The sequence below is a fragment of the Microbacterium sp. 3J1 genome (genome assembly GCF_001049495.1).
Classification (GTDB): Bacteria; Actinomycetota; Actinomycetes; order Actinomycetales; family Microbacteriaceae; genus Microbacterium.
Map to the genome: position 1 here is coordinate 1 of NZ_CDWI01000007.1, position 24502 is coordinate 24502.

Genomic DNA, 24502 nt, shown 5'->3' on the forward strand with positions numbered 1-24502 from the left:
CCTCACGGCGCGCGGGGTCAATTACGCACCGCAGACGTGCCACTCGGATGCTCTGTTGACCCCGCAGCGGACGACGGATGCTCTTCTGACCCCGCAGCAGACGGCGGGGGGGCCCGGCCCCCCGGTGGGCGGCGGGGCGGGTCGCCAGGGGCGTGGTCGCCGACCTCCCGGCGCGCGGGGTCAATACCGCATCGGAAACGCGCGATTCGGGTGCACTTTTGGCCCCGCAGCGGACGAGGGGAGCACTTTTGGCCCCGCAGCGGCGACGGGTGGTGCCGCCCGGGTGGGCGGCGGGGCGGGTCGCCAGGGGCGTGGTCGCCGACCTCCCGGCGCGCGGGGTCAATACCGCATCGGCTACGTGCGATTCGGGTGCACTCTTGGCCCCGCAAGGGACGACGGCCAGCCTAGCTCACCGCACGCGGGGTCAATAACGCATCGGAAACGTGCGATTCGGGTGCACTCTTGGCCCCGCAGCGGACGACGGGTGCACTTTCGACCCGCAGCGGAGAGGCGACCCGGCAGCGGACGCCCGGCCGCGTCAGCGGGTGCTGGCCCGCTCGACGAGGAGGGTCGGGACGACGGCGGATGCCGCGCCGGCGGCATCCCCCTCGATCTCGGCGACGAGGAGCTCGACGGCACGATGGGCGAGCGCGCTGAAGTCCTGCCGGATCGTCGTGAGCGGAGGGCGGTAGTTCGCGGCATCCGGCACGTCGTCGAACCCGACGACCGCGACGTCCTCCGGCACCCGTCGCCCCCGCTCGGCGAAGGCCCGCAGCAGACCGAGTCCCATTTGATCGTTGGCGCAGAAGACGGCGGATGCAGCGGCAAGCGCGTCGCCCGCGGCGTAACCGGCATCCGACGACCAATCCCCGCGCACGACCGTGGGCGGCTCGATCCCCGCGGCCCCGAGGGTGTCGCGCCAGCCCCGCTCGCGCTCGGCGGCCGCGAACGAATCGGCCGGACCCGCGAGGTGGCGCACGGTCTCGTGACCGAGGCTCAGCAGGTGAGCGGTCGCCGCCGCCGCGCCGCCGACGTGGTCGCTGTGCACGGCGATCAGATCGTCCGACGCGGGGGCGTCGACGACGACCAGGCGCAGGCCCGCGGGCCGCTGCGCGGCGGGCACGAGCGCAGAGGCCTCGTTCAGCACGATGGCGCCGTCGACCTCCTGCGCGGCGAGGCGGTCGAAGGCATCCGCGACACTGTCTCCCGCGGTCACGAGGGTGAGCGCGTAGCCGCGCTCGGCGGCCGCTTCGGCGGTGGCCTGCAGCATCCGGGAGTTGCCCACCGTGGCGAGCGTGGTCACGACGAGGCCGATCGTCTGCGATCGCCCGGTGCGCAGTGCACGGGCGGCTCGGTGCGGCCGGTATCCGAGCTCCGCCATCGCCTTCTCGACGCGTGCGCGGGTGGCCGGATCGACGCGGGGGCTGTCGTTGACGACGCGGGAGACGGTCTGTCCTGAGACGCCGGCCCTGCTGGCGACCATCGCCATCGACACCCGCCCGGAGCTGGCCGATGCGGAGCGGCGTCGTCGGGGGCGATCGACACCGAGCGCGAGATCGTCATCCCTCACGGGGCCACCCTCCTGCCGTTCACAACTCCGGAATATTGACGTTACCACGGCGATGTGCCTACCATGTTGACGTGAACACGCCGAATCTTGCTGAGTTGTGCACCGAGCCCCTGACCGCCGGCATCGTCAAGCGGGCGACGACGCTCGCCGACGGTCGCGAGCTGATCTACTTCGACGACCCCGACACGATACTGGGCCCCGAGCGACGCGTCGACGCCCGCACGCTCGACACACGCGGCGAGACCGCCTCGATGCGGCTCGATGTGCTGACCGGCGATTGGATCACGGTCGCGGCGAACCGGCAGAACCGCGTGATGATGCCGAGCGCCGACGCCGACCCGCTCGCCCCGCAGACGCCGACCAATCCCTCCGAGGTCCCATCCCGCTACGACGTCGCGGTCTTCGAGAACCGCTCCCCCGCGTTCGGCCCCGCCCTCGCCGAGGCGATCGGCGCCGCCCCGGCCGCGAGCGACCCGCCCCGCGGACTCGACGACCTGGGCGCCCTCAACCTCGGCCGCACCCGCACCTCGGTCGGACGCTGCGAGGTCGTGTGCTTCAGCCCCGAGCACACCGGGTCGTTCGGCACCCAGTCGGTCACGCGCGCACGCACCGTGATCGAGGCCTGGGCCGACCGCACGGCCGCGCTGTCGACCCTCCCCGGCATCGAGCAGGTCTTCCCGTTCGAGAACCGCGGCGAAGCCATCGGCGTCACGCTGCCGCATCCGCACGGCCAGATCTACGCCTACCCCTACGTGACACCGCGCACGACCCGGCTTCTCGACTCGATCGACCGCACCGGCCCCGACCTCTTCTCGCGCATCCTGGAGTTCGAGCAGGCCTCCGAACGCGTCGTGTTCCGCGGAGAGCACTGGACCGCGTTCGTGCCCTTCGCCGCCCGCTGGCCGCTGGAGGTGCACCTGATGCCGCACCGACACGTCCCCGACTTCGCCGAGACGAGCGAGGCCGAGCGCGACGAGCTCGCCCCGCTGTACCTGCGACTGCTCCGCGGAGTCGACGCGCTGTACGACACCCCCACCCCGTACATCGCCGCGTGGCATCAGGCACCCGTGCACACCGGCCGCGACAGCGTGCGCCTGCACCTGCAGCTCACCAGCCCGCGGCGCGCGGCGAACAAGCTCAAGTTCCTCGCCGGATCCGAGGCCGCCATGTGGGCCTGGGCCGCCGAGGTCACCCCCGAGACCGGCGCGGCTCGCATCCGCGAGGCGATCGCGAAGGCCGACGCGGCACACGATCTCCACCGGAACGTCGACACCGAGAACGCAGACGAGGCCTCCGCATGACCGCTCACGATTCCACACCCGCATCGACGACGGATGCCGCCGCCACCGCGCTCTTCGCCGAACTCACCGACCGCACGCCCGACGGCGTGTGGTCGGCGCCCGGACGCGTCAACCTCATCGGCGAGCACACCGACTACAACGAGGGGTTCGTGCTGCCGTTCGCGATCCCCTATCGCACGGTCGCCGCGGTCGGCATCCGTGACGACGGCCGGATCCGGGTCGCCTCGACGTTCGCCGACGAGGAGGTCGAGGTCGCTCTCGACGACCTCGACGAGCTGTTCCCGGCCCTTCGACAGGCTCAGGGACCCACCGGGGAGCCGGCTCAGGGACCCAGCGGGGAGCAGGCTCAGGGAGCCACCGGGGAGCAGGCTCAGGGACCGGATGACCGAGAGAGGCTCAGCGTCCCCGAGTGGGCGGCGTACCCGCTCGGCGTCGCGTGGGCGCTGCGCCAGGCGGGAGCGAGCGGGCCCGGCGTCGACATCGCGATCGCCTCCGACGTCCCGGTCGGCGCGGGGCTCTCGTCGTCGGCCGCGATCGAGGGAGCCACGGCATCCGCCCTCAACGACCTGTGGAACGCCGGGCTCGACCGCACCGCCCTCGCTCGCATCGGCCGTCGTGCCGAGAACGAGGCCGTGGGCGCGCCGACGGGCATCATGGACCAGATGGCGTCGATGCTGGGCGAGCCGGATGCCGCGATCTTCCTCGACTGCCGGTCGCTCGAGGCCGTTCTCGTGCCCGTCGGCATCGCCGAGGCGGGCCTGGCGATCCTCGTCATCGACACCCAGCTGAAGCACGCCCACTCGACCGGCGGCTACCGTGAGCGCCGCGCCTCATGCGAGCAGGGCGCCTCGATCATGGGCGTGCCGAGCCTGCGAGACGTCTCGGTGAACGACCTCCCCCGCGCGCAGGAGCTCATGGACGACGTGACCTTCCGCCGCGTGCGCCACGTCGTCACCGAGAACCAGCGCGTACTCGACACCGTGCGCGTGCTGCGCGAGGACGGCGCCCGCGCCATCGGCGACCTGCTCGTCGCCTCGCATGCCTCGATGCGCGACGACTTCGAGATCTCGATCCCCGAGCTCGACACCGCCGTCGAGACCGCGCTGGCGGCCGGAGCGCTCGGCGCGCGCATGACCGGCGGCGGATTCGGCGGAGCCGCGATCGCGCTGGTCGAGCAGGATGCCGTGCAGGCGGTGTCCGATGCCGTGAACGCCGCGTTCGCGGCATCCGGCTACTCGGCCCCCGCCGTCTTCACCGTCACCCCGGCCGCGGGCGCGCACCGCGACGCCTGAGATACTGAATTCTCCCCTTCTCCACCACCAGAGGAGCACCATGTCCTGGATCGTCACCGGCGGCGCCGGCTACATCGGCTCGCACGTCGTCCGCGCACTCGCGGATGCCGGACTCACCCCCGTCATCCTCGATGACCTCTCCAGCGGGGTGCCCTCGTTCATCCCCGACGGCGTGACGTTCGTGCAGGGCAGCATCCTCGACCGCGAGCTCGTGGAGAAGACGCTCCGCGAGCACGACGCCGACGGCGTCATCCATGTGGCCGGATACAAGTACGCCGGAGTCTCGGTGCAGCGCCCCCTGCACACCTACGCGCAGAACGTCGAAGGCACCCGCGTGATCCTCGAGGCGATGGAGGCCGCAGGAGTCGCCAACATCGTGTTCTCCTCCTCGGCCGCCGTGTTCGGCACCCCCGACGTGCCGCTCGTCGTCGAGAGCACCGAGAAGAAGCCGGCCAGCCCGTACGGCGAGTCCAAGCTCATCGGCGAATGGCTGATCCGCGACCAGGCGGTCGCGACCGCCGACAGCGACACGCCCCTGCGTCACACCTCGCTGCGGTACTTCAACGTCGTCGGATCGGCCGACCCCACGGTCTACGACGTCAGCCCGCACAACCTCTTCCCGATCGTCTTCGAGAAGCTCATCGCCGGCGAGACGCCGCGCATCAACGGCGACGACTACGACACCGAAGACGGAACGAACGTGCGCGACTACGTGCACGTCGGCGACATCGCCGCCGCGCATGTCGCGGCCGCGAAGCGCCTCGCCGCCGGTGAGTCGATCGAGCCGGCGTACAACCTCGGCTCCGGCGACGGCCTCAGCGTGAAGCAGATCATGGATGCGATGGCCCGCGTCACCGGCATCGACTTCACCGCCGAGATCGGCCCCCGCCGCCCGGGAGACCCCGACCGCATCGTCGCCACGGGCGAGCTCGCCGCCCGCGACCTCGACTGGAAGATGCGGTACTCGGTGGACGACATGGTGCGGACGGGCTGGGAGGCGCGGCGTTCCGCCGTGTGAGTCCGGTGGTCCCGGGCTCCGGGATCACAGGTCGCGGGTGCGGATCGGGTAGAGGAAGAAGCACAGCCACCCGAGGGCCGAGAATGCCATCGGCACGACGGCGACCATCAGGCGGATGCCGCCGTCCACGGTCTCGGGCTGCGCGTCGCCGAGGGAGGCGTCGAAACCGGATGCCGTGAGCACGGCCGCCGCGACCACCGCCTGGAGCACCACGGATCCGCGCACCACGAAGCCGTTCACGCCGAAGTAGGCGCCTTCGCGGCGATGGCCCGTGCGGGTGGCGTCCTCGTCGATGATCTGCGCGAGCACGACCTCGAGCAGCTGCAGCAGACCGCCGACCCCGACCCCCACCGCGACGCCGACCAGCGCGGCGGCGAGCACGCTCGACGGCAGCAGGTAGCCGAGCACCGCGACCCCGAACACCGCGACGCTCCACAGCAGCGCCGAGCGGGGCGAGGTGCGCCGCACGACGGTGCTCCAGAGCACGATCGACGGGATGGCCGTGACGAAGATCGCCCCGAGCAGCAGACTCCCCTCGCCTTCGGCCGCGTGCAGCGAGTACCGCACGTAGAACGGGAGCGCGGCGAGGATCACAGCGATCGCCGTCTGCACGCACAGCGAGCCGAGCACGTACGGCACGAACGCGCGATTCGCGAAGGTGTACTTCAGCTGATCGCCCCACCTCATGGCCTCGGACGCGGCCTCGGGCACCCGACGCTCGATCATGCCGCCGCAGAACGACCACACGAGCAGCACCAGGCAGACCGCGCTGAGCACGATCGCCATGCCGGGCCAGCCGATGGAGCCGTACAGCACCGGCGCGCCCGCGGTGCCCAGCACCATGCCGAGGATCGCGAAGATCTGCCGCGGCACATTGCCGCGGGCACGCTCCTCCGTCGTGCGGAAGATCTCGGGGAACAGCGCCGAGATGTTCAGCACGACCACGACGAACGCGATGTCGTAGACCGCCACGACGACCAGGAACCAGACGATGAGACCGGCGGTCGGCAGCTCGGGCGGCATCCACACCAGTGCGAAGGCGGCCACGAGGGGCACTATGCCGATGCCGATCCAGGGGATGCGGCGGCCCCAAGGGGTGCGGATGCGATCGGACACCGCCCCGACGACCGGATTGAGCACCGCATTCAGCACCCCGTGCGCGATCATCGCCGCGGCCACCCATGCCGGTGCGACGCCGAGCTGCGTGACGTAGAAGTACACGACGAACGCCGAGAACGTCTGCGACATGAGCTGGGTCGGGAACCCCGATGCTCCGAACGCGATCGTCTGCGCCCGGGTGGGTGCGGCATCCAGACGTCTGTCGCGCAGACGGGACGTCACCGAGGTCATGCGCGGTCTCCGTTCCGTCCGTCGCGCTGCAGGTCTCGCAGCGCCCGCCACCCCAGCCGGATCAGCCCCTCCTCCGCGATCGTGTGCAGCACGAGGGGATCGGACAGCAGGCGCAGCTCCTGGCCGCGTTTCGCGGCGGCGACGTCGACGACGGCTCGCAGCTCGTCGTCATCCACCATCGGATGCAGGTAGATCTCGGTCACCCCTGGCGGGATCGAGCGCAGCAGCGCGATGAAGTCGTCTCTGACCTGCTCGTACGTCTCACCCGGCGCGGCCTCGAACGGGTGGGTCCACAACCGGTCGATGATCTCGACGCCGAGCGCATCGGCCGCAGCGGAGGCGGCATCCAGCTTCGCGTGGAGCTCGGGATCGGCCCCCGAGCCCTCCACGCTGCGCGGCAGCCGGAACGGCAGCCCGTGACGGGCTGCGAGCTCGAGCACCGGGCCGAGGAAGTCGCGGCCGGTGAGCAGGCCGTACACCGAGCCCATGTGGTTGTCGAGATGGGTGACGTCGGCGCCCGCGTCGAGGGCCGCCTGCAGCTGCGCGGCGATCTCGGCTGAGACGTCGGCGACCGCCGCCGTCTCCTCCACAAGGAGGACGTCCGCGGGGAAGAATCCGGCGTCGTCCGTGAGCGTGGTGCCCATGCCCGTGAGGGGCCGCCAGCGGTAGCGCGTCCACTCGCTGGTCAGCACGAGATGCACGCCGACGTCGAGGTCGGGGCGGGATGCCGCGAAGGACAGCGCCTCCGGCGACCACGCGCACGGGACCATCACCGTCGCGGAGTCCACGTATCCGGCATCGAGCAGCCCCGCGATCGCCGTGTTCGCCGCATGGCACATGCCGAAGTCGTCGGCGTTGACGATGATCGCCCTGGCTCCCTCACCGAGGCCGAGGCGGTCTGCGAGATCGGACATCAGCGACTCCCTTCGTCTGCGCCCCGCCTCTCGGCCTTCCATCGGGCGGTCCTGCGTTCGGCCGACGGGACGAGCTGTGAGAAGACGGTGGCGCGAAGCGCCGCCGCGGCCTGATCCACGGCTCCGACGAGCGGCGCCTCCGGCCCGAAGGACGACACGAGGAACCGCATCGGCAGCTGCGGAGCGAGCTCCTCGGCGACGGCGGAGACGGCGTCGACCAGGGCCGGGTGCGCGGCGGACCCGCTGAGGATGAACGCCTCGGGGTCGAGCACCAGGGCCACGCTGCCCGCGACGTAGGTGAGGCGACGCCCCATCTCCGCGGCCATCGCGAGGGCGGCGTCGTCGCCGGCGGATGCGGCATCGAGGTGGATGTCGAGCGCAGACAGCGGGTCGAGACCGTGGGCGGCGGCGAGGTCGCGGACGACGTCCTCGCCGAGCACCGGGGCTCCGATGGGCAGCGGGGTCTGCGGCAGGTACATGACCTCGCCGGCGACGCCCGAGAAGCCGCGATGCAGCACCCCGTCGAGGACGATGCCCGCACCGAGGCCGTCGTCGAGGAGCAGCAGCGCGAAGCTCGCCAGATCGGCGCCCGAGCCCTCGGTCAGCTCGGCGAGAGCGGCGAGGTTGACGTCGTTCTCGACGCGCACCGGGCAGCCGAGCCGCGCCGTGAGCGCCGCCCGGAACGCCCCGCCGTCAGGACCCTGGTCGTCGCGGATCCCGCCGTCGGCCGTCACGATGCCCGGAACCGCGATCACGGCGAGGACCAGGGGCCCCCGCACCGCGTCGCGGCAGGACTCCACCAGCGCCGCGATGTGCTCGACGCGGTCGCCCTGCAGCGGGAAGGGCGCATGCTGCTCGGCGCGCACGGCGCCCGTCGGATCCACCAGCACCACGTGCGCGGCGTGCGGGTCGACGTGCACGGCGGCGGCGAAACCCAGCTGCGGATGCAGGGCCATGCGGCTGGCGGCCGGCCCCCTGGTCTCCCGATCGACTCCGGCCGCGGCGACGGCGTTCGACGATTCCAGCATCCGCAGCACCTGCGTGACGGCGGTGCGCGACAGCCCCGTCTCGGCGACCAGCTCGCTGCGAGTGAGCGGTCCGCGACGAGCGAGCGTCTCGAGGATCGCTCGACCGTTGAGAGTGCGGAGCAGGGTCTGGGGTCCGGCGAGCGGCCGTGCCATGAGTTCCCCCCTCGGGTCGACGTCCGCCCCAGCATGACACATCGAGTCTCACCGGTCGAGGGGCGGCGGAGCCCGCCGCAGCATCCGCTCGTTCTCCTCGCAAAAGCGGATGCCGCCGATTCGCACCTGCGATTCGACGGAATCAGTTGCTCAACTGCCTCGCTCCTGTCAATATCGACACATGAGCCCCGCAGCGAAGCAACCCGCCCTCGATGACATCTCCAAGCGGATCGTCGAGCTCCTGCAGGAGGACGGTCGACGGCCGTACGCCGAGATCGGCCGCGAGGTCGGTCTCAGCGAAGCCGCTGCGAGGCAGCGTGTGCAGCGGATGACGGAGGCGGGGATCATCCAGATCGTCGCGGTCACCGATCCCATGCAGCTCGGCTTCCACCGCATGTCGATGATCGGCCTCCGGGTGAACGGCGACCCGCGGCTCGTCGCCGAGGAGCTGACGAAGATCACCGAGCTCGCCTACGTCGTCGTCACTCTGGGAACCTTCGACATCCTCGTCGAGGCGGTCTGCGAGAGCGACGAGCATCTGCTCGAGCTGATCTCCACCCGCATCCGCACGATCGCGGGTGTCGCCCACACCGAGAGCCTGCTGTACGCCGGCCTCTACAAGGACCTCTACAACTGGGGCACGCGCTGAGTCGCGGGTCAGAGAACAGGACAGCACCATGGGAACCACCGTCTTCGAACGCCGCCGCCCCGCGGATGCCGTGATCGACGCCTCGCTGCGCGACACCGCGCTCAGCGTGTTCTGGCTCGAGGACGTGCCGCGTCCCGTTCACCCACCCCTGTCCGGGACCATCGCCGCCGACCTCGCGATCGTCGGCGGCGGCTACACGGGGCTGTGGACGGCGATCCGGGCGAAGGAACGCGAACCCGATCGGCGGGTCGTCCTGCTCGAGGCGTCGCGCATCGCGTGGGCGGCCTCGGGGCGCAACGGCGGATTCTGCGAGGCGAGCCTCACGCACGGCCACGAGAACGGCCTGACCCGCTGGCCGGACGAGATCGATCGCCTGGAGGAGCTCGGCATCGAGAACCTCGACGGCATCGCGCAGACCGTCTCGCGCTACTCGATGGACGTCGACTTCGAGCGCACGGGGCAGCTCGCCGTCGCCGTCGAGCCGCACCAGGTCGAGTGGCTGCGCGAGGAGGAGGGGTTCCTCGACCGCGACGCCGTGCAGGCCGAGGTGCACTCCGACACGTTCCTCGCGGGGGCGTGGGAGAAGGACTCCTGCGCCATGCTGCATCCGGCGAAGCTCGGCATGGAGCTCGCCCGCGTCGCCGTCGACCTCGGCGTCGAGATCTACGAGAACTCCCTGGTGCGCTCCATCGAAGACGGAGACGCCGGGGCGGTCACCCTCGTCACGCGCGACGGCGGTCGCGTGAGAGCGGATGCCGTGGCCCTGGGCACCAACGTCTTCCCCTCACTCCTGAAGCGCAATCGCCTGATGACCGTGCCGGTGTACGACTACGTGCTCATGACCGAGCCGCTGTCGAGCGACCAGCTGGCGTCCATCGGCTGGTCGAACCGCCAGGGTCTCGCCGACAGCGCGAACCAGTTCCACTACTACCGCCTCACGGCAGACAACCGCATCCTGTTCGGCGGATACGACGCGGTCTACCACTTCGGCGGCAAGGTGCGGCCGGAGTACGAGGACCGCGCCGAGAGCCACCGGAGGCTGGCCTCGCACTTCTTCACGACGTTCCCGCAGCTCGAGGGCCTGCGGTTCACGCACCGCTGGGCCGGCGCGATCGACTCGTCGAGCCGCTTCTGCGCCTTCTTCGGCACGGCACGCAAGGGCCGCGTCGCGTACGCGTCGGGGTTCACCGGCCTCGGCGTCGGAGCCGCGCGCTTCGCCGCCGACGTCATGCTCGACCAGCTGTCGGGCGAGAAGACCGAGCGCACCGAGCTCGCGATGGTCCGCGAGAAGCCCATCCCGTTCCCTCCCGAGCCGGTGGCCTCGATCGGGGTCAACCTCGTGCGCGCCGCGATGGACCGCGCCGACCACAACCAGGGCAGGCGCAACCTCTTCCTCAAGACCCTCGACGCGGTCGGGATGGGGTTCGACTCGTGACCGCGCTCGCTGCGGGCGCGGTGGTGGATGCGGCGGCGCTGCGCCTCGAGCACGAGCCGCTGCCTGGGGACGAGATCATCATCGGCACCCCGACGACGGCCACGCACGCCCTGGCGACGATCGGCGAGGTCGAGGTCGGCATCTGGGAGATGACGCCCGGCACGGCATCCGATATCGAGGTCGACGAGGTGTTCGTCGTGCTCGCCGGTCGTGCGCGGATCGAATTCATCGACCCCGCGCTGCCTGCGATCGAGGTGATGCCCGGGTCGGTCGTGCGGCTGGCCGAGGGGCAGCGCACGGCGTGGACCGTCACCGAGACGCTGCGCAAGGTCTACATCGCCTGACGCTCTTCGACCACAGGTGCCAACTCAGCGTCCGGCCACCCGCTTCAGTTGGCACCTGCCGACGCAAAACACCGGCGGATTCCGACAACCGGCGCCAACTCGAACCGCGGACTGCGGGTCAGAGGCACCCGCCATGTCTGATCAGAGCCGCTCGCACCGTCTCTGCCGCCGTCGGCCGCGCGCCTCGAATGTGCGCCGACGTGAGTCGAACGACCTCATAGCCCTCTGCGGTGTACGCCGCATACTTCTCGATGTCGCGACTCCATTGCTCTCGCGAGGTCCGATGATGGTCCCCCTCGATCTCGACCAGCACCCGGAACTCCCGATACACGATCTCGGTGATTCCGAGAAGGCGTCCATGAGAGTCGCGGATCTCCACGTCCAGAGCCGGCTCCGGCAGGCCCGCCGCAGCAGCGTCGAGGCGATAGTCCGACTCCAGCGGCGAGGCGCTCCCGACTCGCACGGACTTGATCGCCTCGCGAAGCCTCGCCACTCCATTGCGGCGCCCCGCGTCGACCGCGGCGTGCAACTGCTCGACCGTGCAGAGAGCGAGGTCCTGTCGCCGTCGCGCGAACCGGTCGCGTGGAATCCTGACGAGCGCGTCCGCAACGTGGACGAGTTCGCGCACCGAGAGGTCGGGCGCGAGCATCGCCCAGGTGGATGCCGGACTCGTCACGGCGATGCCGTCGATGGTGCGAAGGGTAGCGAGCGTCGGCGCGACCTGTCTCCCCGCTATCCCGGAGCGACGTGGGGCGCGGTTCGGTGCCACCACGCCGACCTCGAGGTCGCCCGAGCAGTCGACCGGCAGTTGCCAGAATCCTGCAGCCGTACGCCCGACGAAGAAGGCATGCTTGACCATGAGCGGCCGATACAGCTCGGCTCGACGGCGCATATCCAGCCGCTGCGCTCGGTCGCGGGCGAAGGGATCGCCGGACCCCTCGGCGGTCGTCCGAAGACTCTCGGCATCCCCTGGGCTGACGACGAGCAGACCGCGGTGAGGATGCTCGAGGTCACGCGCCCTCATGCGGCGCGAAGTCACACCGGCTGCGCGAGCCTGCTCGGGAGTGAACACTGTGCCGAGTGACGACGGCAGGGGCGTGGGACGTCGCGACATCTCCCGAGAATGCCGAAGACCGTGCCGCTTCGTCACGAACGGTGGATGCTTCAACGCATGGCCTTGCTGTGGACGAAGAGTCCTCCCACCAGGGGCGCGCAGCGGGTCACGCCCGTCCTCCACGACCGCGGAGTTGGCACCCGATGCCGCCATTCACGAGGCCATTCCGGCAACAGGTGCCAACTCGATGCGGGTATCTGCGGCCTGGAGTCAGCGACCGACGCCCGGCCGCCTCATGAACCAGCTCAGACCAGCACCCGCACCGCCGCGTAGGCATCGGCGACGTCGTGCGTCGGCACGTCGTACACCCGCACGATCCCGGCATCCCCCTCGTGCTCCGGCCAGCCGGGGTCACCGGAGCTGACGAACGAGACCGCACCCGCGTGCACCTCGTCGGCCAACTCCTGCGGCGGATTCGGCCCGGCCAGCGCTTCGATCCCCGGCCCGTCGAGGCAGTCGAAGAAGAACGGCACGTCGAGGCAGTGCTCCGCGAATCCGAAGCGACCCGACGGCCACGAGAAGCGGTACACCCAGGTCGGCGCGTCGCCGCGGTCTGCCGCGACGCGGAGGACGCCGGCGCGGAACATCCGGTCGGTGAGCACCCGCCCCGCGAGCCGCGCCGTGCGGCGGCGCACGACGTCGGCGTTGGCGGCGAGGTAACCTGCGCGGAGGCTCCGGTCGAGTCCGAGTCGGTCGAGCATGACACTGCGGGGCACCCAGCGCAGGACCTTCGCGACCCTGCCGCCGAAGACCATCGTGAACTCGTCGTCGGTGGCACCGAGCACCAGCGGCTTGTCTGCACCGACTCCCGCGCGGAGCGACTCCCTGGTCGGCCGTTCGATCAGCTCGCCGTCGACCACCGGCCCGAGCGACAGCCCGTCGTCGACGAGGGTCGCCATCGTCCGGGGAGTGACCCGGATCGCCGCCTTCTGCAGTGCGAGCATCCGCTTCTCGTCCACGGTCGCCCACCCGTCGACCGTCGGCTCCACGCCTGCCTTCGCGGCGAGCACGCGACCGAGGGCCTCGGCACGCGAGGCGGCGACGTCGGTGAGGGCCGACGAGATCGCGTAGACGCCGTGGAACAGGTGCTGCGCCTTCGGCATCCCGAGCAGCGTGAGCACCGCTCCTCCACCGGCGGACTGCCCGGCGATCGTCACACGGCCGGGGTCTCCGCCGAACGCGGCGATGTTGTGCTGCACCCACTGCAGCGCGAGCAGCCAGTCCCGGACGCCGCGGTTCGACGGAGCGCCCTCGATCGAGCCGAAGCCGTCGAATCCGAGGCGGTACGAGATCGACACGGTGACGACGCCGTCGCGGTTGAAGTTGCGACCGTCGTACCAGGGGCTCGCCGGTGATCCCGACGTGAACCCGCCGCCGTGGATCCAGACCAGGACCGGCAGCCCGGCATCCGCGGGATCAGGGGTGAAGACGTTCACGGTGAGCGTCGACTCGCCCTCCACACTCGGCTCGGGGATCAGCGTCTCGCCCTGGTCGCCGCGCTGAGCCGTCGCGCCGAACTCGAGCGCGTCGCGCACTCCGTGCCACGGCCGGACCGGCATCGGCGCCTGGAACCGCAGCGCACCGACCGGCGGCTCCGCGAACGGGATGCCGAGGAACGCGGCCGAACGCGGCATCCGCTCATCGCGACCCGAGCGCCATCGTCCGCGCACCCGCCCGTCCGCAGTCTCCACCTCGACGTACTCGCTATCCGGCATGGAGTCATTCTCTCCGAACTCTCCGTCGGGCGACGGTCACCCGCCGAGCGCGGTCACCCGCCGAGCGCGGTCACCCGCCGAGCACGGTCACCTCGGCATGCGGCATCCGCTCGGTCATCACCCTGACCGCCGCGGGATTGTCGTCGACCAGCACCGCGTCGCGACCGAGCGCCGATGCCACTGCGCCGGTGGTGCCGCTGCCGGCGAAGAGGTCGAGCACGCGGTCGCCGGGGCGGCTGGAGGCGCGGACGATGCGACGCAGTATCCCCTCGGGCTTCTGCGTCGGATACCCGGTCTTCTCGCGGCCCGTCGTGGGCACGATCGTGTGCCACCACACGTCGGTGGGCAGCTTGCCGCGCGCGGCCTTCTCGGGCGTGACGAGCCCCGGGGCCATGTACGGCTCGCGGTCGACGTCGTCGGCGTTGAAGACGTACGCCCGCGGATTCTTCACATATACGAGGATCGTGTCGTGCTTGGTCGGCCAGCGTCGACGCGACTTGGCACCGTAGTCGTACGCCCAGATGAGCTCGTTGAGAAAGCACTCACGGCCGAACACGGCGTCGAGCATGACCTTGGCGTAGTGCGCCTCGCGGTAATCGAGGTGCAGGTACAGGGTGCCGTCGTCGGCGAGCAGGCGCCAGGCCTCTTCGAGCCGCGGCATGAGGAACGCGCCGTAGTCGTCGAACCGGTCGTCGTACGTGCGCAGCATGCCGCGCACGCGCTCGTACGCGTGCCCGTGGAACCCGTGCCGGACCTCGGCGGGCGCCGCCTCCGATGCCGGGGCGGATGCCTGTGCACTATTCAGCACGGACGGGGCGTCGCCGGTTCCGGAAGCGCGTGATTCCGGGGCACTGTCGTCAGCCGCACCCGATCCCTGCTGAATCGTGTACGTCCGGGTCGCCGTGACGACCTGTCGCTCCTGCGCGCGGCCGGTGTTGAACGGCGGATCCAGGTAGACCAGCGTGAAGGACCCCGAGGGCAGGGTCGCGGCGACCGCGAGATTGTCGCCCTGGATGATCGAGACGGCTCCCCGGGCGGCGGGCTCGGCGGCGTGGGTCACGGAACCCGATGCAGCCACGCGTCGGTGGAGAACTTCGACTCCACCAGCGCCTCGGCGTCGGCGTACTCGTCGGGCGTGATCGCGCCGTCCTCGGCGGACGTGAGCGAGCGGAACGTGTCCTTGAATCGCTCGATGATCTCGGCTCGCGGCAGTCCGGTCTGGCTGCGCAGCGGGTCGACGCGCTTGGCGGCCGAGGTCGTGCCCTTGTCGCTGAGCTTCTCCCGTCCGATGCGCAGCACCTCGGTCATGGTCTGACCGTCGATGTCGTACGAGAGGGTCGCGTGGTGCAGCACTCCCCCGTTCGCGAGGCGCTTCTGCGCGGCTCCGCCGATCTTGCCCGACGAGCTGGCGATGTCGTTGAGGGGCTGGTAGATCGCGTCGATCCCGAGCGACCGCAGCGCCTGCAGCACCCAGTCGTCGAGGAACGCGTAGGAGTCGGCGAACGTCATGCCCTGCACGAGGGATGCCGGCACGTACAGCGAATACGTGATGATCTGTCCCGCGGCCATGAGCATCGCCCCACCGCCAGAGATGCGTCGCACGACGTCGAAGCCGTGGCGGGCAGCGCCCTCGGGGTCGACCTCGTTGCGGTACGACTGGAACGATCCGATCACGACGGCCGACTGGTCCCACTCCCAGATCCGCAGCGTCGGACGTCGGCGCCCTTCACCGACGCGGGAGGTCAGCACCTCGTCGAGCGCGAGGTTCATCTGCGGCGACACCGCCTCGTCGTGGACGATCTCCCAGTCGAAGTCGCGCCACCCCGGCGCGGTGACGAGAGCGCGGCGCACCGCGGTGCCGACCGCTTCGGGCGTGAAGCCGAGCAGCTGAGCCCCCTCGGGCAGGGCGGCGCGCACGGCGGCGGCGATGGCGGTGGCATCCGATTCGACCGCGAGGCCGGTGACCGCGGCGTTGATGTCGTCGAGCGCGGTGTCGGGCTCGAGGAAGAAGTCGCCGGCGAGGCGGAAGCGGGCTATGCGTCCGTTCTCGACCTCGAGGTCGACGACGACGAGCTTTCCTCCGGGGACCTTGTATTCACCGTGCACGCCTCCAGCTTAACGCGCGGGCCGCGCAGGCGGCGCGGAGAGCACGCGACACCGGATGCCGTGGCTCAGCCTCCGAGCACGACGGCGCGCTCGCCCGCGCGGATCGGCAGCGAGAAGCGGTTGGCGTCCGGTGGCTGCGGGCAGAGGAACTGGTCGGAGAACGCGCAGGGCGGCAGGTACGCCCTGTTGAAGTCGATGACGGCGGTGCCGTCGGCATCCGGCTCCTCGATCGGCAGGAACCGGAACCGGTACGTCTCGACGCCGTTCGTACCGTCGGCGAACACCGCCGTGAGTCCGCCCTGCGACGAGCGCGTCACGTCGAGCGAGAGCGGGATGCCGTCGAGCCGGAAGCGAAGACGGCCGGCGAGCTCCGACTCGGTGACCACGCCGTCGACGGCGGTGATCGCGATGCGCTCCCCCGGCGTCGGCTCGAATTCGGCGCGTATCCGCCACCCCTCCCGCGGCGGATACGCGTCGATCGCGCTGAAGCGCTCGCGCTGCGGCCTGCGCGGGTTGAACACCCGCAGCGCCAGCGAGCCGCGTCGATCGAACACCCGCAGCTCCCTCCTGCCGAGCCGCAGCGACTCGGCAGCCCGCAGGGTCACGATCGAGCCGGAGGCGCCGAGGTCGCTGCCGCGGATCCCCCCGTCCCCCGTGAGCGCCCAGAGCCCTGGCACGCCCTCGACGGCAGCGGGCTCGGTGATGAGCCAGTTCGTCGACTCCAGCGCGGCCGGCCCGTACTCCGCGCCGGCGTACCGCACGCGTGATGCGTGCCAGACTCGCCAGTCGTCGTCGAAACCCACCCCGCACCTCCCTCTCGGGGCGAATCTACGGCGCGACGGGCGGGCGCGGCGCGGCGTCCGTCATGCGGATTCACCCGCTGTCACACGCGTTCACGGCGCGTAACACGCGGACTCGCGGAGGACGCTGCGCGCGTCAGCGTGCGGGGATGCGCGCGTCGAGCCACGCGAGCACGTCGGCGCGCACCTCGTCCTGCTGCAACTCGTTGAAGATCTCGTGGCGCGCGTCGGGATACACGAGCGTCGTGACGTCGGTGAGGCCCGACCGCGAGCGATACTCGTCGGCCAGCTTGTGCACGCTGCGCGGACCGCCGACCGGATCGTCCCGGCCCACGAGCAGCAGCAGTGGGATGTCGCGGCCGAGATCCTTGCGCGGGCGTCCGTACAGCCGGGCGGCCTCGAGAGGACCGAACAGCGTGAGCAGCGGCACATCGGTCGTCAGCGGATCGTCGGCGAACGACGCCCACACGGCCGGGTCGCGGCTCAGCCACTCGAGGCCGGTCGCGTCCTCCGCCTTCCATCGTGCGTTGAGGGGTGCGGCGTTGAGCGAGCCCGGCATCCGCAGCGCCGAGCCCGAGAGGATGACGGCATCCCATGCGTCGGGGTGGTCGTTCACGAGCTTCTGCGCCAGGAACGACCCCCATGAGTGCCCGAGCAGCACGAGGGGCAGGTCGGGATGCTCGTCCTTGATGATCTCCGTGAGCTGCCAGATCGCGGCCTCGGCCGCGCGGAGGCCGCCCTTGCCGAGTCGGCCCAGGCCTGCGGGACCCTCGTGCTGGCGGATGCCGGTGCGGCCGTGCCCGCGGTGGTCGTCGGCGAAGACGTGGAAGCCCGCCCCGGTGAGGGCGGCGATCAGGGTGCCGTACCGACCGGCATGCTCGCCGACACCGTGCAGCAGCTGCACGACACCTCGGGCTTCTCCGCTCGCCCGGTGGACGTCGTACACGATGGCGATGCCGTGGGCATCGGTGAATTCTCGGGTTTCCGTCACGCCCTCACCCTATCGATGACGCCGCGTCGCGAAATGCCCGTCCGCGTCGCTCAGCGACCGAGGGCTGCGACGACACCCTGCGCGGTGGCGAGGTCGGTGACCTCGTAGCCGCCGACGCCGTCGGAGGCGGACCCCATGCGCACACCGCCGTCCTCGCTCACCGATCGCTTGGCCGAGAAGTGCAGCGCGTCGACGCCGACCGCGGCGAGTGCGGGCGCGCTCGCGGCATCCACCCCGCTGCCCGCCATGATCTCGATCGCCCCCGCCGCCTCGGCGACGAGCGTGCGCAGCGTCTCGAGGCCGTCGATCGCCGCCGAGGCGCCGCCCGAGGTGAGTACGCGCCGGAGCCCGAGGTCGCGCGCGGCGACCAGGGTCGCGACCGGATCGGCCGTGACGTCGATGGCGCGGTGGAGGGTGACGGATGCTCCGCCCGCGGCGTCGCGAAGGCGTCTCATCGCGTCGATGTCGAGCGACCCCGCCGTGTCGAGAGCGCCGACGACGACGCCGTCGGCCCCGGCCTCGATCGCCCGGCGGACGTCGCGTTCGGAGATCGCGAGCTCATCGGCGTCGTAGTGGAAGCCCCCGGCGCGCGGACGGATGAGGACGTGCACCTCGGGCCCGGCCGCTCGCGCGGCCTCGATCGACAGTTCCAGGGTCGCGGGCGACGGGGTGAGTCCTCCGAGGGGCAGCGCGCTGGCGAGCTCGACGCGGGCGGCGCCCACGGCTCCGGCGATGCGGACCCCGGCGGGATCCTGGACGGCGATTTCGATGGCGAGGGTACGGGTCACCCGTCCATTGTGGCGTGCGCACGACGCACTCCCCGGCATCCGCCTTCCCTTCCTCTCCAGAATTACTTAGACTGTCTAAGTAATGTCTGCGTCCGACGAATCCCTCCAGCTCACGGCGACAGACCTGCGCATGGCCGCCTTCCGGCTCGCCCGGCGCCTGCGATCCGCCCGCGCCGTCGACGCCATGAGCGACGCCCAGCTCGCCGTGCTCGCCACGCTGCGGATGCACGGGCGCCGCACGATCACCGCTCTCGCCGAGCGCGAGCGCGTCACCGCACCGTCGATGACGAACATGATCAACGGTCTCGAGGAGCAGGGATTCGTCGTCCGCACACCGGATGCCGAGGACCGCCGCCGCGTGCAGGTCGACATCACCGACGCGGGCACCGAGATCGTGATGCAGACCATCCGGCGGCGTGACGAGCTGCTCGCCGCCATGCTCTCGGAACTCGACTTCACAGAGAAGGAGCTCGCGACCCTGCGAGAAGCCAGCGCCCTGATGCGGAAGGTGGTCGACCCGTGAGCGCCATGTTCCGTTCGTTCGCGAACATCAACTACCGCATCTGGTTCGCAGGCGCCCTCGTCTCGAACGTCGGCGGGTGGATGCAGGCGACCGCCCAGGACTGGGTCGTGCTCACCGAGCTCACCGACAACGACGCGGCGGCGATGGGCGTCACCATGGCGCTGCAGTTCGGGCCGCCGCTCGTGCTCGTGAGCCTGACCGGGTGGGTCGCCGACCGGTTCGAACGCCGGCGCATCCTGCTCGCCACCCAGACTGCGCTGCTGCTCCTCGCGATCGCGGTCGGCGTGCTGCTGCTGAACGGCGTCATGACGCTGCCGATGATGTTCGGGTTCGCGGCGGCCTTCGGCGTCGTCAACGCGTTCGACGCCCCGGCGCGTCAGGCTTTCGTCTCCGACATGGTGTCGGCCGCCGACACGTCGAACGCGGTCGCCCTGAACTCGGCATCGTTCAACCTCGCGCGCATGGTCGGCCCGGCGGTGGGCGGTCTGCTCATCGTCGCGATCGGCTCAGGATGGGTGTTCATTGCGAACGCCGTGACGTTCCTCGCCATGCTCGTGGCTCTGCTCATGCTGCGCGCCGGCCAGCTCGCGCCGAGGCCGAAGAACCGCAGTCGGGGCGGCCTCGCCGAGGGCTTCCGGTACGTGTGGGGGCGCAGCGACCTGCGTGTGGTGTTCGTGACGGTGTTCCTGATCGGCGCCTTCGGCATGAACTTCCCGATCTTCGCCTCGACCATGGCGCTCGAGTTCGGGGCCGGCGCCGACGGCTACGGCATCCTCAGCTCGGTGCTCGCCATCGGCTCGCTCGCCGGCGCCCTGCTCGCCGCCCGGCGCGACAGGGCGCGGGTGCGCGTCGTGATCCTCGCGGCAGGAGGCTTCGGCGTGGCCGCGTTCATCTCCGCGGCCATGCCCACGTACGCCTCCTACGCCGTCACTCTGACGTTCACGGGCTTCATGATCGTGACGCTGCTGACCACCGCGAACGGCTACGTCCAGATGACGACGGACCCCGCCCTCCGCGGCCGCGTGCTCGCGTTGTACATGGCGGTGATCATGGGGTCGACTCCCGTCGGCGCCCCGATCGCCGGCTGGGTGGCCGACACCTTCGGCCCACGGAGCGCGATCATGCTCGGCGGGACAGCAGGATTCGTCGCCTGCGCGATCGGCGCGATCTGGGTGTTCACGTCGGGGCGCCTGCACCGGTCCGAGGACAGGCGGTTCCTGCTCACACTCGATGAGACGAGGCCGCTGAGCGTCATCGACGCGCCCGAGCTCGCCGAAAAGGCCGACCCGGTCGAATTCAGCGACGAGGCCTCGGTCACCACGCCCATCCGCATCGCGAAGCAGGACTGACCGCACGACGATCTCCGGGGCGTTTGTCAACGCCCTGGGCGATGTTTCCCGCGCGTCCTATCGTCGGTCGCATGAGCAACGACACAGGACGCACCCCGCACCCGGAGGAGCCGGCTGAGGGCTCTCCCGAGATCATTCCGGAGCACAACACGGCTCCGGACGGCCAGTCGGCCGACCACGAATCCGACGAGCTCAACGGCAACGCGCAGGGCGCGGCCCAGGGCGGCGCCATCCAGGGCGACAGCTCTGAGGGCGAGTCGCCGCGCGGCGCCATCCAGGGCGACGCGGGATTCGACGAGAACAGCCAGGGCGCAGCCCAGGGCGGCGCCATCCAGGGTGACAGCTCGCACGGCGAATCGCCGCGCGGCGCCATCCAGGGCGACGCCAGCCGCGACCCCGATGCCGCCCTCGGCGGCGACAGGACCACCGAAGAACAGCTGGACGCCGACAACGCGGTGGAGCAGGACACCCTGCGCACCCTCGACCCCGACGACACGCCGGCCTGAGGAGGCGCCGGGGCGCGCTGAATCACCCGGGGGGGTGGCGCGCATCCGGCGGAGACCGACGGAGGAGACAGCGATCCACGGACAGATGCACCGGCATCCGTCCGTGGATCGTTCGCGTCTCCGCAGCGGGGTCGAGTGAGGCGGCGGGTTCGACCGGTCAGCCGAGCACGAGCTTGAGCTGCTCCACCGCCCAGTCGAGCTCGGTCGCGCGGATCACGATCGGCGGCGCGATGCGGATCGTCTGGCCGTGCGTGTCCTTCACGAGCACGCCGCGCTCGAGGAGCTTCTCGGCGATCCGACGACCGGTCCCCCTGGCGGGGTCGATGTCGACACCGGCCCAGAGACCGGCGATGCGCACCTCGGTGACGCCGTTGCCGATGAGCGGCTGAAGCGCCTCGGCGAGGTGGGCGCCCAGAGCGCGAGCGCGCTCCTGGACCTCGCCCGACTCGAGCATCTCGACCACGCGGAGTCCGACTGCTGCCGCGAGCGGGTTGCCGCCGAAGGTCGACCCGTGCTCCCCGGGGCGGATGACACCCAGGACGTCGGCGTTGCCGACCACGGCCGAGACCGGCAGGATGCCGCCACCCAGCGCCTTGCCGAGAAGATACAGGTCGGGCACCACGCCCTCGCGGTCGCAGGCGAACGTCTCGCCGACACGACCGAGACCCGACTGGATCTCGTCGGCGATGAACAGCACGTTCTTCTCGTCGCAGATCTCCCGGATGCGACGGAGGTACCCCTCGGGCGGGATCACGACCCCGGCCTCGCCCTGGATCGGCTCGACCAGCACCGCGGCGGTGTCGTCGGTGATCGCGGCGGCGATGGCATCCGCATCCCCGTAGGGGACCACGTCGAAGCCGGGCGTGTACGGACCGAAGCCGGCTCGCGCCTCCTCGTCGTCGCTGAAGCTGACGATCGTCGTCGTGCGACCGTGGAAGTTCCCGGCCGCGACCACGATGCGCGCCGCGCCGTCGGCGATGCCCTTGACGCGGTAGCCCCAGGCCCTGGCGACCTTGATCCCGGTCTCCACCGCCTCGGCGCCGGTGTTCATCGGCAGCACCATGTCCTTGCCGGCGAGGTCGGCGAGCGCCGCGGCGAACGGCTCGAGCCGGTCGCTCCGGAACGCGCGGCTGATCAGCGTCACGCGTCCGAGCTGCTCGGTCAGCGCCGCCACGAGGGCCGGATGCCGGTGGCCGAAGTTCACGGCGGAGTACGCCGCGAGCAGGTCGAGGTAGCGCTTGCCCTCGATGTCCGTCACCCAGGCGCCCTCACCCCGCGCGATGGTCACCGGAAGCGGGTGGTAGTTGTGCGCGACGTGCGGCTCCGCCTCCGCGGTCGCCACGGCCTCCTGCGCCTCGGCGGGTGCAGGAGCCTGAGCCTGTCGAAGGGTCATGACCGGCCCCGCAGCTCGAGCGTGCAGCACTTGATGCCGCCGCCGCCGAGGAGCAGCTCCGACAGGTCGATCATGATCGGGTTGTAGCCGCGCTCGCGCAGCTGCTTCTCGAAGCCCTTCGCGCGCGGCGACATGATGACGTTGTACCCGTCGCTCGAGGAGTTGAGGCCGAACACCGAACCGTCCTCGTCGGACACGAGGATGGCGTCGGGGAAGCGCTCCTCGAGAATGGCGCGGCTCGCGTCGTCGAAGGCTCCGGGCAGGTACGCGATGTTCGCGCGCTCGGGCCCGCCGTTCTCGACGCCCTGCACGGGGTCGAGCACCGCGATGGCGGTGTCGAGGTGGTAGAAACGCGGGTCGGTGAGCGTGAGCGACACGACCTCCCGGCCGAAGACCTCGCCCACCTCGTGGTGGCTGTCACCCGTCGAGCGGAATCCGGTGCCAGCGAGGATCACGTCGCCGACGAGCAGGAAGTCGCCCTCACCCTCGTTGACCTCCTCGGGGATGACGGTGTCGTAGCCGGCACCGCGGAACCAGTCGGCGAACGCCGGTGCCTCGCCCTGACGCTCGACGAAGCGGAACTTCGGCACGTACGCCCGTCCGTCGATGACGAACCCGCCGTTGGCGGTGTAGACCATGTCGGGGTAGCCGGCGAGCGGCTCGATCAGCTCGACCTCGTGACCCAGCTCGACGTACAGGTCGTGCAGCTTCTGCCACTGCTCGACCGCCCTGGCCGTGTCGGTGGGCTTCGTCGGCTCCATCCACGGGTTGATCGAGTAGTTCACCGTGAAATGCGCCGGCTCGCACATCAGATAGTGGCGGCGGTGCGCCGTGCGGGCGGGTGCAGCGCTGACGGCGGTCTCGGACGCAGTGGTTTCGACAGACATGGGGCTCCTCGAACGAGATGCGGCGGACGCTGTCCAGGGGCCCGGCGGTCCTTCGACCCGGTCCGCTCGTCGAGAGCGGAGGCCGGGGAAGATGCGACTCGAGCACGCCGGCATCCATTCTGTCATCCGCGCCCTGGACGTGGCCAGAGCGAGGATCCGACAGGCGGCTCCGGGTCACGCTCCTCGCACGACCACCTTGCCGACGGTGTGGCCGGCCTCGACGTGGGCCAGGGCGGCGGATCCCCGGTCGAAGCCGTACTCGCGCTCGATGACGGGTGTCAGCCGGCCCTCCGCCGTGAGCTCCAGCAACTTCGTCAGCACCTCCGGCCGCGGAGTGGCCGCGAGCGGGCGGATGCGGCGAGACGAGCCGAGCGACAGGAACGCCGCCTTGAGCATCCGTGGCACGGGCCCCATCAGATGCCCGCCGTCGCCCGTGACGAGCACGATCCGGCCGCCGGGCACGACCAGCCGCTGCAGGTCGCGCAGCCCGATGCCGCCGGCGATGTCGATCACCGCGTCGAAGTGCCCGTTCGGAAGGGACGACAGCGGCGACCGGCGATGGTCGAGCACGCGCGCGGCGCCGAGGTGCGTGACGAGAGCGGCGTTGCGTGCGCCGCACGTGGCCCACACCTCCGCACCCCGCAGCGCGGCGAGCTGCACCCCGAACGTGCCGACGCCCCCGGACGCCCCGATCACGAGCACCCGCGGTGGGGTGTGGGGCGTCGCGGTCGACCGGGCCCCGGGCGCTGCGCCGGGCCTGGCGTCGGACGCGGCGTCGGGGTGGCGGAGTCCGACACCCGCGGCATCCAGAGCCTGCCACGCGGTGCCGCCGGCGATGGGCAGGCAGGCGGCCGCCTCGACGCTGATGCCGGGCGGGATCGGGACGAGACGCCCCGCGGGAACAGCGACGTACGCGGCGAGCCCGCCGCCGCCGACGAGCTCGCCGACGACGACCTCGCCCACCTCGACGCCGACGACGTCCGGACCGACGGCCACCACGGTGCCTGCGACCTCCATGCCGCGTACCGGATGCTTCGGTGCGGTGAGGCCGAAGACCGGGCGCACGAGCAGCGGGTCCCCCAGCATGAGTCGCACGTCCCCGGCGTTCAGCGCGGTCGCGTGCACGCGAAGCAGGACCTGTCCCCGCGCGGCGGCGGGCACCGGGATCTGCTCGAGGCGGAACCCGTCTGCCGAACCGTACGTCTCCCGTCGCCAGGCCGGCATGGTCGGAGGGATCGCCGCGGGATCCGCCGACCGGGTCATGTCATCCGTCATG

At 71.0% G+C, this 24502-nt stretch carries 23 protein-coding genes; 9 read left to right on the forward strand and 14 right to left on the reverse strand.

Features of this window, described 5'->3' with window-relative positions:
- Positions 1 to 538: 538 nt before the first annotated feature.
- A complete protein-coding gene (locus BN2660_RS03495; RefSeq protein WP_091227386.1) occupies positions 539 to 1489 on the reverse strand; it encodes a LacI family DNA-binding transcriptional regulator in 951 nt (316 codons plus the stop codon).
- 152 nt (positions 1490 to 1641) lie between these two features.
- Here BN2660_RS03495 and galT point away from each other — a divergent pair, with 152 nt between their 5' ends.
- Genes galT through galE form a run of 3 tightly spaced genes read left to right on the forward strand, consistent with a single transcriptional unit; the run spans position 1642 to position 5181 of the window.
- Positions 1642 to 2871, forward strand: coding sequence for a galactose-1-phosphate uridylyltransferase (gene galT, locus BN2660_RS03500; protein ID WP_255305007.1), 1230 nt, complete (start codon positions 1642 to 1644; stop codon positions 2869 to 2871).
- Positions 2868 to 4163, forward strand: coding sequence for a galactokinase (galK, locus tag BN2660_RS03505; RefSeq protein ID WP_091227391.1), 1296 nt, complete (start codon positions 2868 to 2870; stop codon positions 4161 to 4163). The genes galT and galK overlap by 4 nt, the downstream gene beginning before the upstream one ends.
- A gap of 40 nt (positions 4164 to 4203) precedes the next feature.
- Complete coding sequence (gene galE, locus BN2660_RS03510; protein ID WP_091227394.1) at positions 4204 to 5181, forward strand: UDP-glucose 4-epimerase GalE; 978 nt, start codon at positions 4204 to 4206, stop codon at positions 5179 to 5181.
- A gap of 24 nt (positions 5182 to 5205) precedes the next feature.
- On the opposite strand, the gene BN2660_RS03515 is transcribed toward galE, so the two are convergent.
- Genes BN2660_RS03515 through BN2660_RS03525 form a run of 3 tightly spaced genes read right to left on the reverse strand, consistent with a single transcriptional unit; the run spans position 5206 to position 8626 of the window.
- The gene (locus BN2660_RS03515) at positions 5206 to 6531 is read right to left on the reverse strand and encodes an MFS transporter (protein ID WP_091227396.1); all 1326 of its coding nucleotides are present in this window, start codon (positions 6529 to 6531) and stop codon (positions 5206 to 5208) included.
- Positions 6528 to 7445: a polysaccharide deacetylase family protein gene (locus tag BN2660_RS03520; protein WP_091227398.1), complete on the reverse strand. Its 918-nt coding sequence runs from the start codon at positions 7443 to 7445 to the stop codon at positions 6528 to 6530. Before BN2660_RS03520 ends, BN2660_RS03515 begins: the two co-directional genes overlap by 4 nt.
- Positions 7445 to 8626: an ROK family transcriptional regulator gene (locus BN2660_RS03525; protein WP_091227400.1), complete on the reverse strand. Its 1182-nt coding sequence runs from the start codon at positions 8624 to 8626 to the stop codon at positions 7445 to 7447. The genes BN2660_RS03520 and BN2660_RS03525 overlap by 1 nt, the downstream gene beginning before the upstream one ends.
- A 181-nt stretch (positions 8627 to 8807) precedes the next feature.
- Between BN2660_RS03525 and BN2660_RS03530 the strand changes: the two genes are divergently transcribed.
- The 3 genes from BN2660_RS03530 to BN2660_RS03540 are packed head-to-tail and all read left to right on the forward strand — an operon-like array spanning position 8808 to position 11054.
- Positions 8808 to 9275 carry an Lrp/AsnC family transcriptional regulator gene (locus BN2660_RS03530; RefSeq protein ID WP_091227402.1) on the forward strand — a complete coding sequence of 156 codons (468 nt, stop codon included), beginning with the start codon at positions 8808 to 8810 and terminating at the stop codon, positions 9273 to 9275.
- Positions 9276 to 9303: 28 nt separating this feature from the next.
- Positions 9304 to 10710: an NAD(P)/FAD-dependent oxidoreductase gene (locus tag BN2660_RS03535; protein WP_091227405.1), complete on the forward strand. Its 1407-nt coding sequence runs from the start codon at positions 9304 to 9306 to the stop codon at positions 10708 to 10710.
- On the forward strand, positions 10707 to 11054 hold the full coding sequence (locus BN2660_RS03540; RefSeq protein WP_091227407.1) for a cupin domain-containing protein: 348 nt from the start codon (positions 10707 to 10709) through the stop codon (positions 11052 to 11054). The genes BN2660_RS03535 and BN2660_RS03540 overlap by 4 nt, the downstream gene beginning before the upstream one ends.
- A 118-nt stretch (positions 11055 to 11172) precedes the next feature.
- On the opposite strand, the gene BN2660_RS03545 is transcribed toward BN2660_RS03540, so the two are convergent.
- From BN2660_RS03545 to BN2660_RS03575, 7 genes are all read right to left on the reverse strand, one after another.
- Complete coding sequence (locus BN2660_RS03545) at positions 11173 to 12168, reverse strand: hypothetical protein (protein WP_091227410.1); 996 nt, start codon at positions 12166 to 12168, stop codon at positions 11173 to 11175.
- Positions 12169 to 12413: 245 nt separating this feature from the next.
- On the reverse strand, positions 12414 to 13883 hold the full coding sequence (locus BN2660_RS03550) for a carboxylesterase/lipase family protein (RefSeq protein ID WP_091227412.1): 1470 nt from the start codon (positions 13881 to 13883) through the stop codon (positions 12414 to 12416).
- A gap of 70 nt (positions 13884 to 13953) precedes the next feature.
- Positions 13954 to 14961, reverse strand: coding sequence for a DNA-methyltransferase (locus tag BN2660_RS03555; protein WP_176697076.1), 1008 nt, complete (start codon positions 14959 to 14961; stop codon positions 13954 to 13956).
- Entirely contained in the window at positions 14940 to 15989 is a 1050-nt protein-coding gene (locus tag BN2660_RS03560; RefSeq protein ID WP_091227415.1) for a lipoate-protein ligase LplAB, read from the reverse strand. The genes BN2660_RS03555 and BN2660_RS03560 overlap by 22 nt, the downstream gene beginning before the upstream one ends.
- Before the next feature lie 65 nt (positions 15990 to 16054).
- Positions 16055 to 16792, reverse strand: coding sequence for a DUF1684 domain-containing protein (locus BN2660_RS03565; RefSeq protein ID WP_091227418.1), 738 nt, complete (start codon positions 16790 to 16792; stop codon positions 16055 to 16057).
- 133 nt (positions 16793 to 16925) lie between these two features.
- Complete coding sequence (locus tag BN2660_RS03570) at positions 16926 to 17780, reverse strand: alpha/beta fold hydrolase (protein WP_091227421.1); 855 nt, start codon at positions 17778 to 17780, stop codon at positions 16926 to 16928.
- A gap of 50 nt (positions 17781 to 17830) precedes the next feature.
- Positions 17831 to 18568, reverse strand: coding sequence for a copper homeostasis protein CutC (locus BN2660_RS03575; RefSeq protein ID WP_091227424.1), 738 nt, complete (start codon positions 18566 to 18568; stop codon positions 17831 to 17833).
- 82 nt (positions 18569 to 18650) lie between these two features.
- Here BN2660_RS03575 and BN2660_RS03580 point away from each other — a divergent pair, with 82 nt between their 5' ends.
- The 3 genes from BN2660_RS03580 (at position 18651) to BN2660_RS03590 (ending at position 20946) form a co-directional block, all read left to right on the forward strand.
- On the forward strand, positions 18651 to 19091 hold the full coding sequence (locus BN2660_RS03580; protein ID WP_091227426.1) for a MarR family winged helix-turn-helix transcriptional regulator: 441 nt from the start codon (positions 18651 to 18653) through the stop codon (positions 19089 to 19091).
- A gap of 5 nt (positions 19092 to 19096) precedes the next feature.
- On the forward strand, positions 19097 to 20440 hold the full coding sequence (locus tag BN2660_RS03585; protein WP_091227428.1) for an MFS transporter: 1344 nt from the start codon (positions 19097 to 19099) through the stop codon (positions 20438 to 20440).
- Positions 20441 to 20511: 71 nt separating this feature from the next.
- Positions 20512 to 20946 carry a hypothetical protein gene (locus BN2660_RS03590; RefSeq protein ID WP_091227430.1) on the forward strand — a complete coding sequence of 145 codons (435 nt, stop codon included), beginning with the start codon at positions 20512 to 20514 and terminating at the stop codon, positions 20944 to 20946.
- Between the two features lie 157 nt (positions 20947 to 21103).
- Here the strand turns inward: BN2660_RS03590 and rocD are convergent, their stop codons facing one another.
- From rocD to BN2660_RS03605, 3 genes are all read right to left on the reverse strand, one after another.
- Positions 21104 to 22339, reverse strand: coding sequence for an ornithine--oxo-acid transaminase (gene rocD / locus BN2660_RS03595; protein ID WP_091227432.1), 1236 nt, complete (start codon positions 22337 to 22339; stop codon positions 21104 to 21106).
- On the reverse strand, positions 22336 to 23226 hold the full coding sequence (ddaH, locus tag BN2660_RS03600) for a dimethylargininase (RefSeq protein WP_091227434.1): 891 nt from the start codon (positions 23224 to 23226) through the stop codon (positions 22336 to 22338). Before ddaH ends, rocD begins: the two co-directional genes overlap by 4 nt.
- A 174-nt stretch (positions 23227 to 23400) precedes the next feature.
- The gene (locus tag BN2660_RS03605; protein ID WP_255305008.1) at positions 23401 to 24501 is read right to left on the reverse strand and encodes an NAD(P)-dependent alcohol dehydrogenase; all 1101 of its coding nucleotides are present in this window, start codon (positions 24499 to 24501) and stop codon (positions 23401 to 23403) included.
- Position 24502 lies beyond the last annotated feature (1 nt).

Bases quoted from the DNA above. Each gene is read 5' to 3' on its own strand.
- BN2660_RS03495 (WP_091227386.1), bottom strand. From the start codon at position 1,489: ATGGCGATGGTCGCCAGCAGGGCCGGCGTCTCAGGACAGACCGTCTCC.
- galK (WP_091227391.1), top strand. From the start codon at position 2,868: ATGACCGCTCACGATTCCACACCCGCATCGACGACGGATGCCGCCGCC.
- galE (WP_091227394.1), top strand. From the start codon at position 4,204: ATGTCCTGGATCGTCACCGGCGGCGCCGGCTACATCGGCTCGCACGTC.
- BN2660_RS03515 (WP_091227396.1), bottom strand. From the start codon at position 6,531: ATGACCTCGGTGACGTCCCGTCTGCGCGACAGACGTCTGGATGCCGCA.
- BN2660_RS03520 (WP_091227398.1), bottom strand. From the start codon at position 7,445: ATGTCCGATCTCGCAGACCGCCTCGGCCTCGGTGAGGGAGCCAGGGCG.
- BN2660_RS03525 (WP_091227400.1), bottom strand. From the start codon at position 8,626: ATGGCACGGCCGCTCGCCGGACCCCAGACCCTGCTCCGCACTCTCAAC.
- BN2660_RS03530 (WP_091227402.1), top strand. From the start codon at position 8,808: ATGAGCCCCGCAGCGAAGCAACCCGCCCTCGATGACATCTCCAAGCGG.
- BN2660_RS03535 (WP_091227405.1), top strand. From the start codon at position 9,304: ATGGGAACCACCGTCTTCGAACGCCGCCGCCCCGCGGATGCCGTGATC.
- BN2660_RS03545 (WP_091227410.1), bottom strand. From the start codon at position 12,168: ATGTCGCGACGTCCCACGCCCCTGCCGTCGTCACTCGGCACAGTGTTC.
- BN2660_RS03550 (WP_091227412.1), bottom strand. From the start codon at position 13,883: ATGCCGGATAGCGAGTACGTCGAGGTGGAGACTGCGGACGGGCGGGTG.
- BN2660_RS03580 (WP_091227426.1), top strand. From the start codon at position 18,651: ATGTCTGCGTCCGACGAATCCCTCCAGCTCACGGCGACAGACCTGCGC.
- BN2660_RS03585 (WP_091227428.1), top strand. From the start codon at position 19,097: ATGTTCCGTTCGTTCGCGAACATCAACTACCGCATCTGGTTCGCAGGC.
- BN2660_RS03590 (WP_091227430.1), top strand. From the start codon at position 20,512: ATGAGCAACGACACAGGACGCACCCCGCACCCGGAGGAGCCGGCTGAG.
- rocD (WP_091227432.1), bottom strand. From the start codon at position 22,339: ATGACCCTTCGACAGGCTCAGGCTCCTGCACCCGCCGAGGCGCAGGAG.
- ddaH (WP_091227434.1), bottom strand. From the start codon at position 23,226: ATGTCTGTCGAAACCACTGCGTCCGAGACCGCCGTCAGCGCTGCACCC.
- BN2660_RS03605 (WP_255305008.1), bottom strand. From the start codon at position 24,501: ATGACGGATGACATGACCCGGTCGGCGGATCCCGCGGCGATCCCTCCG.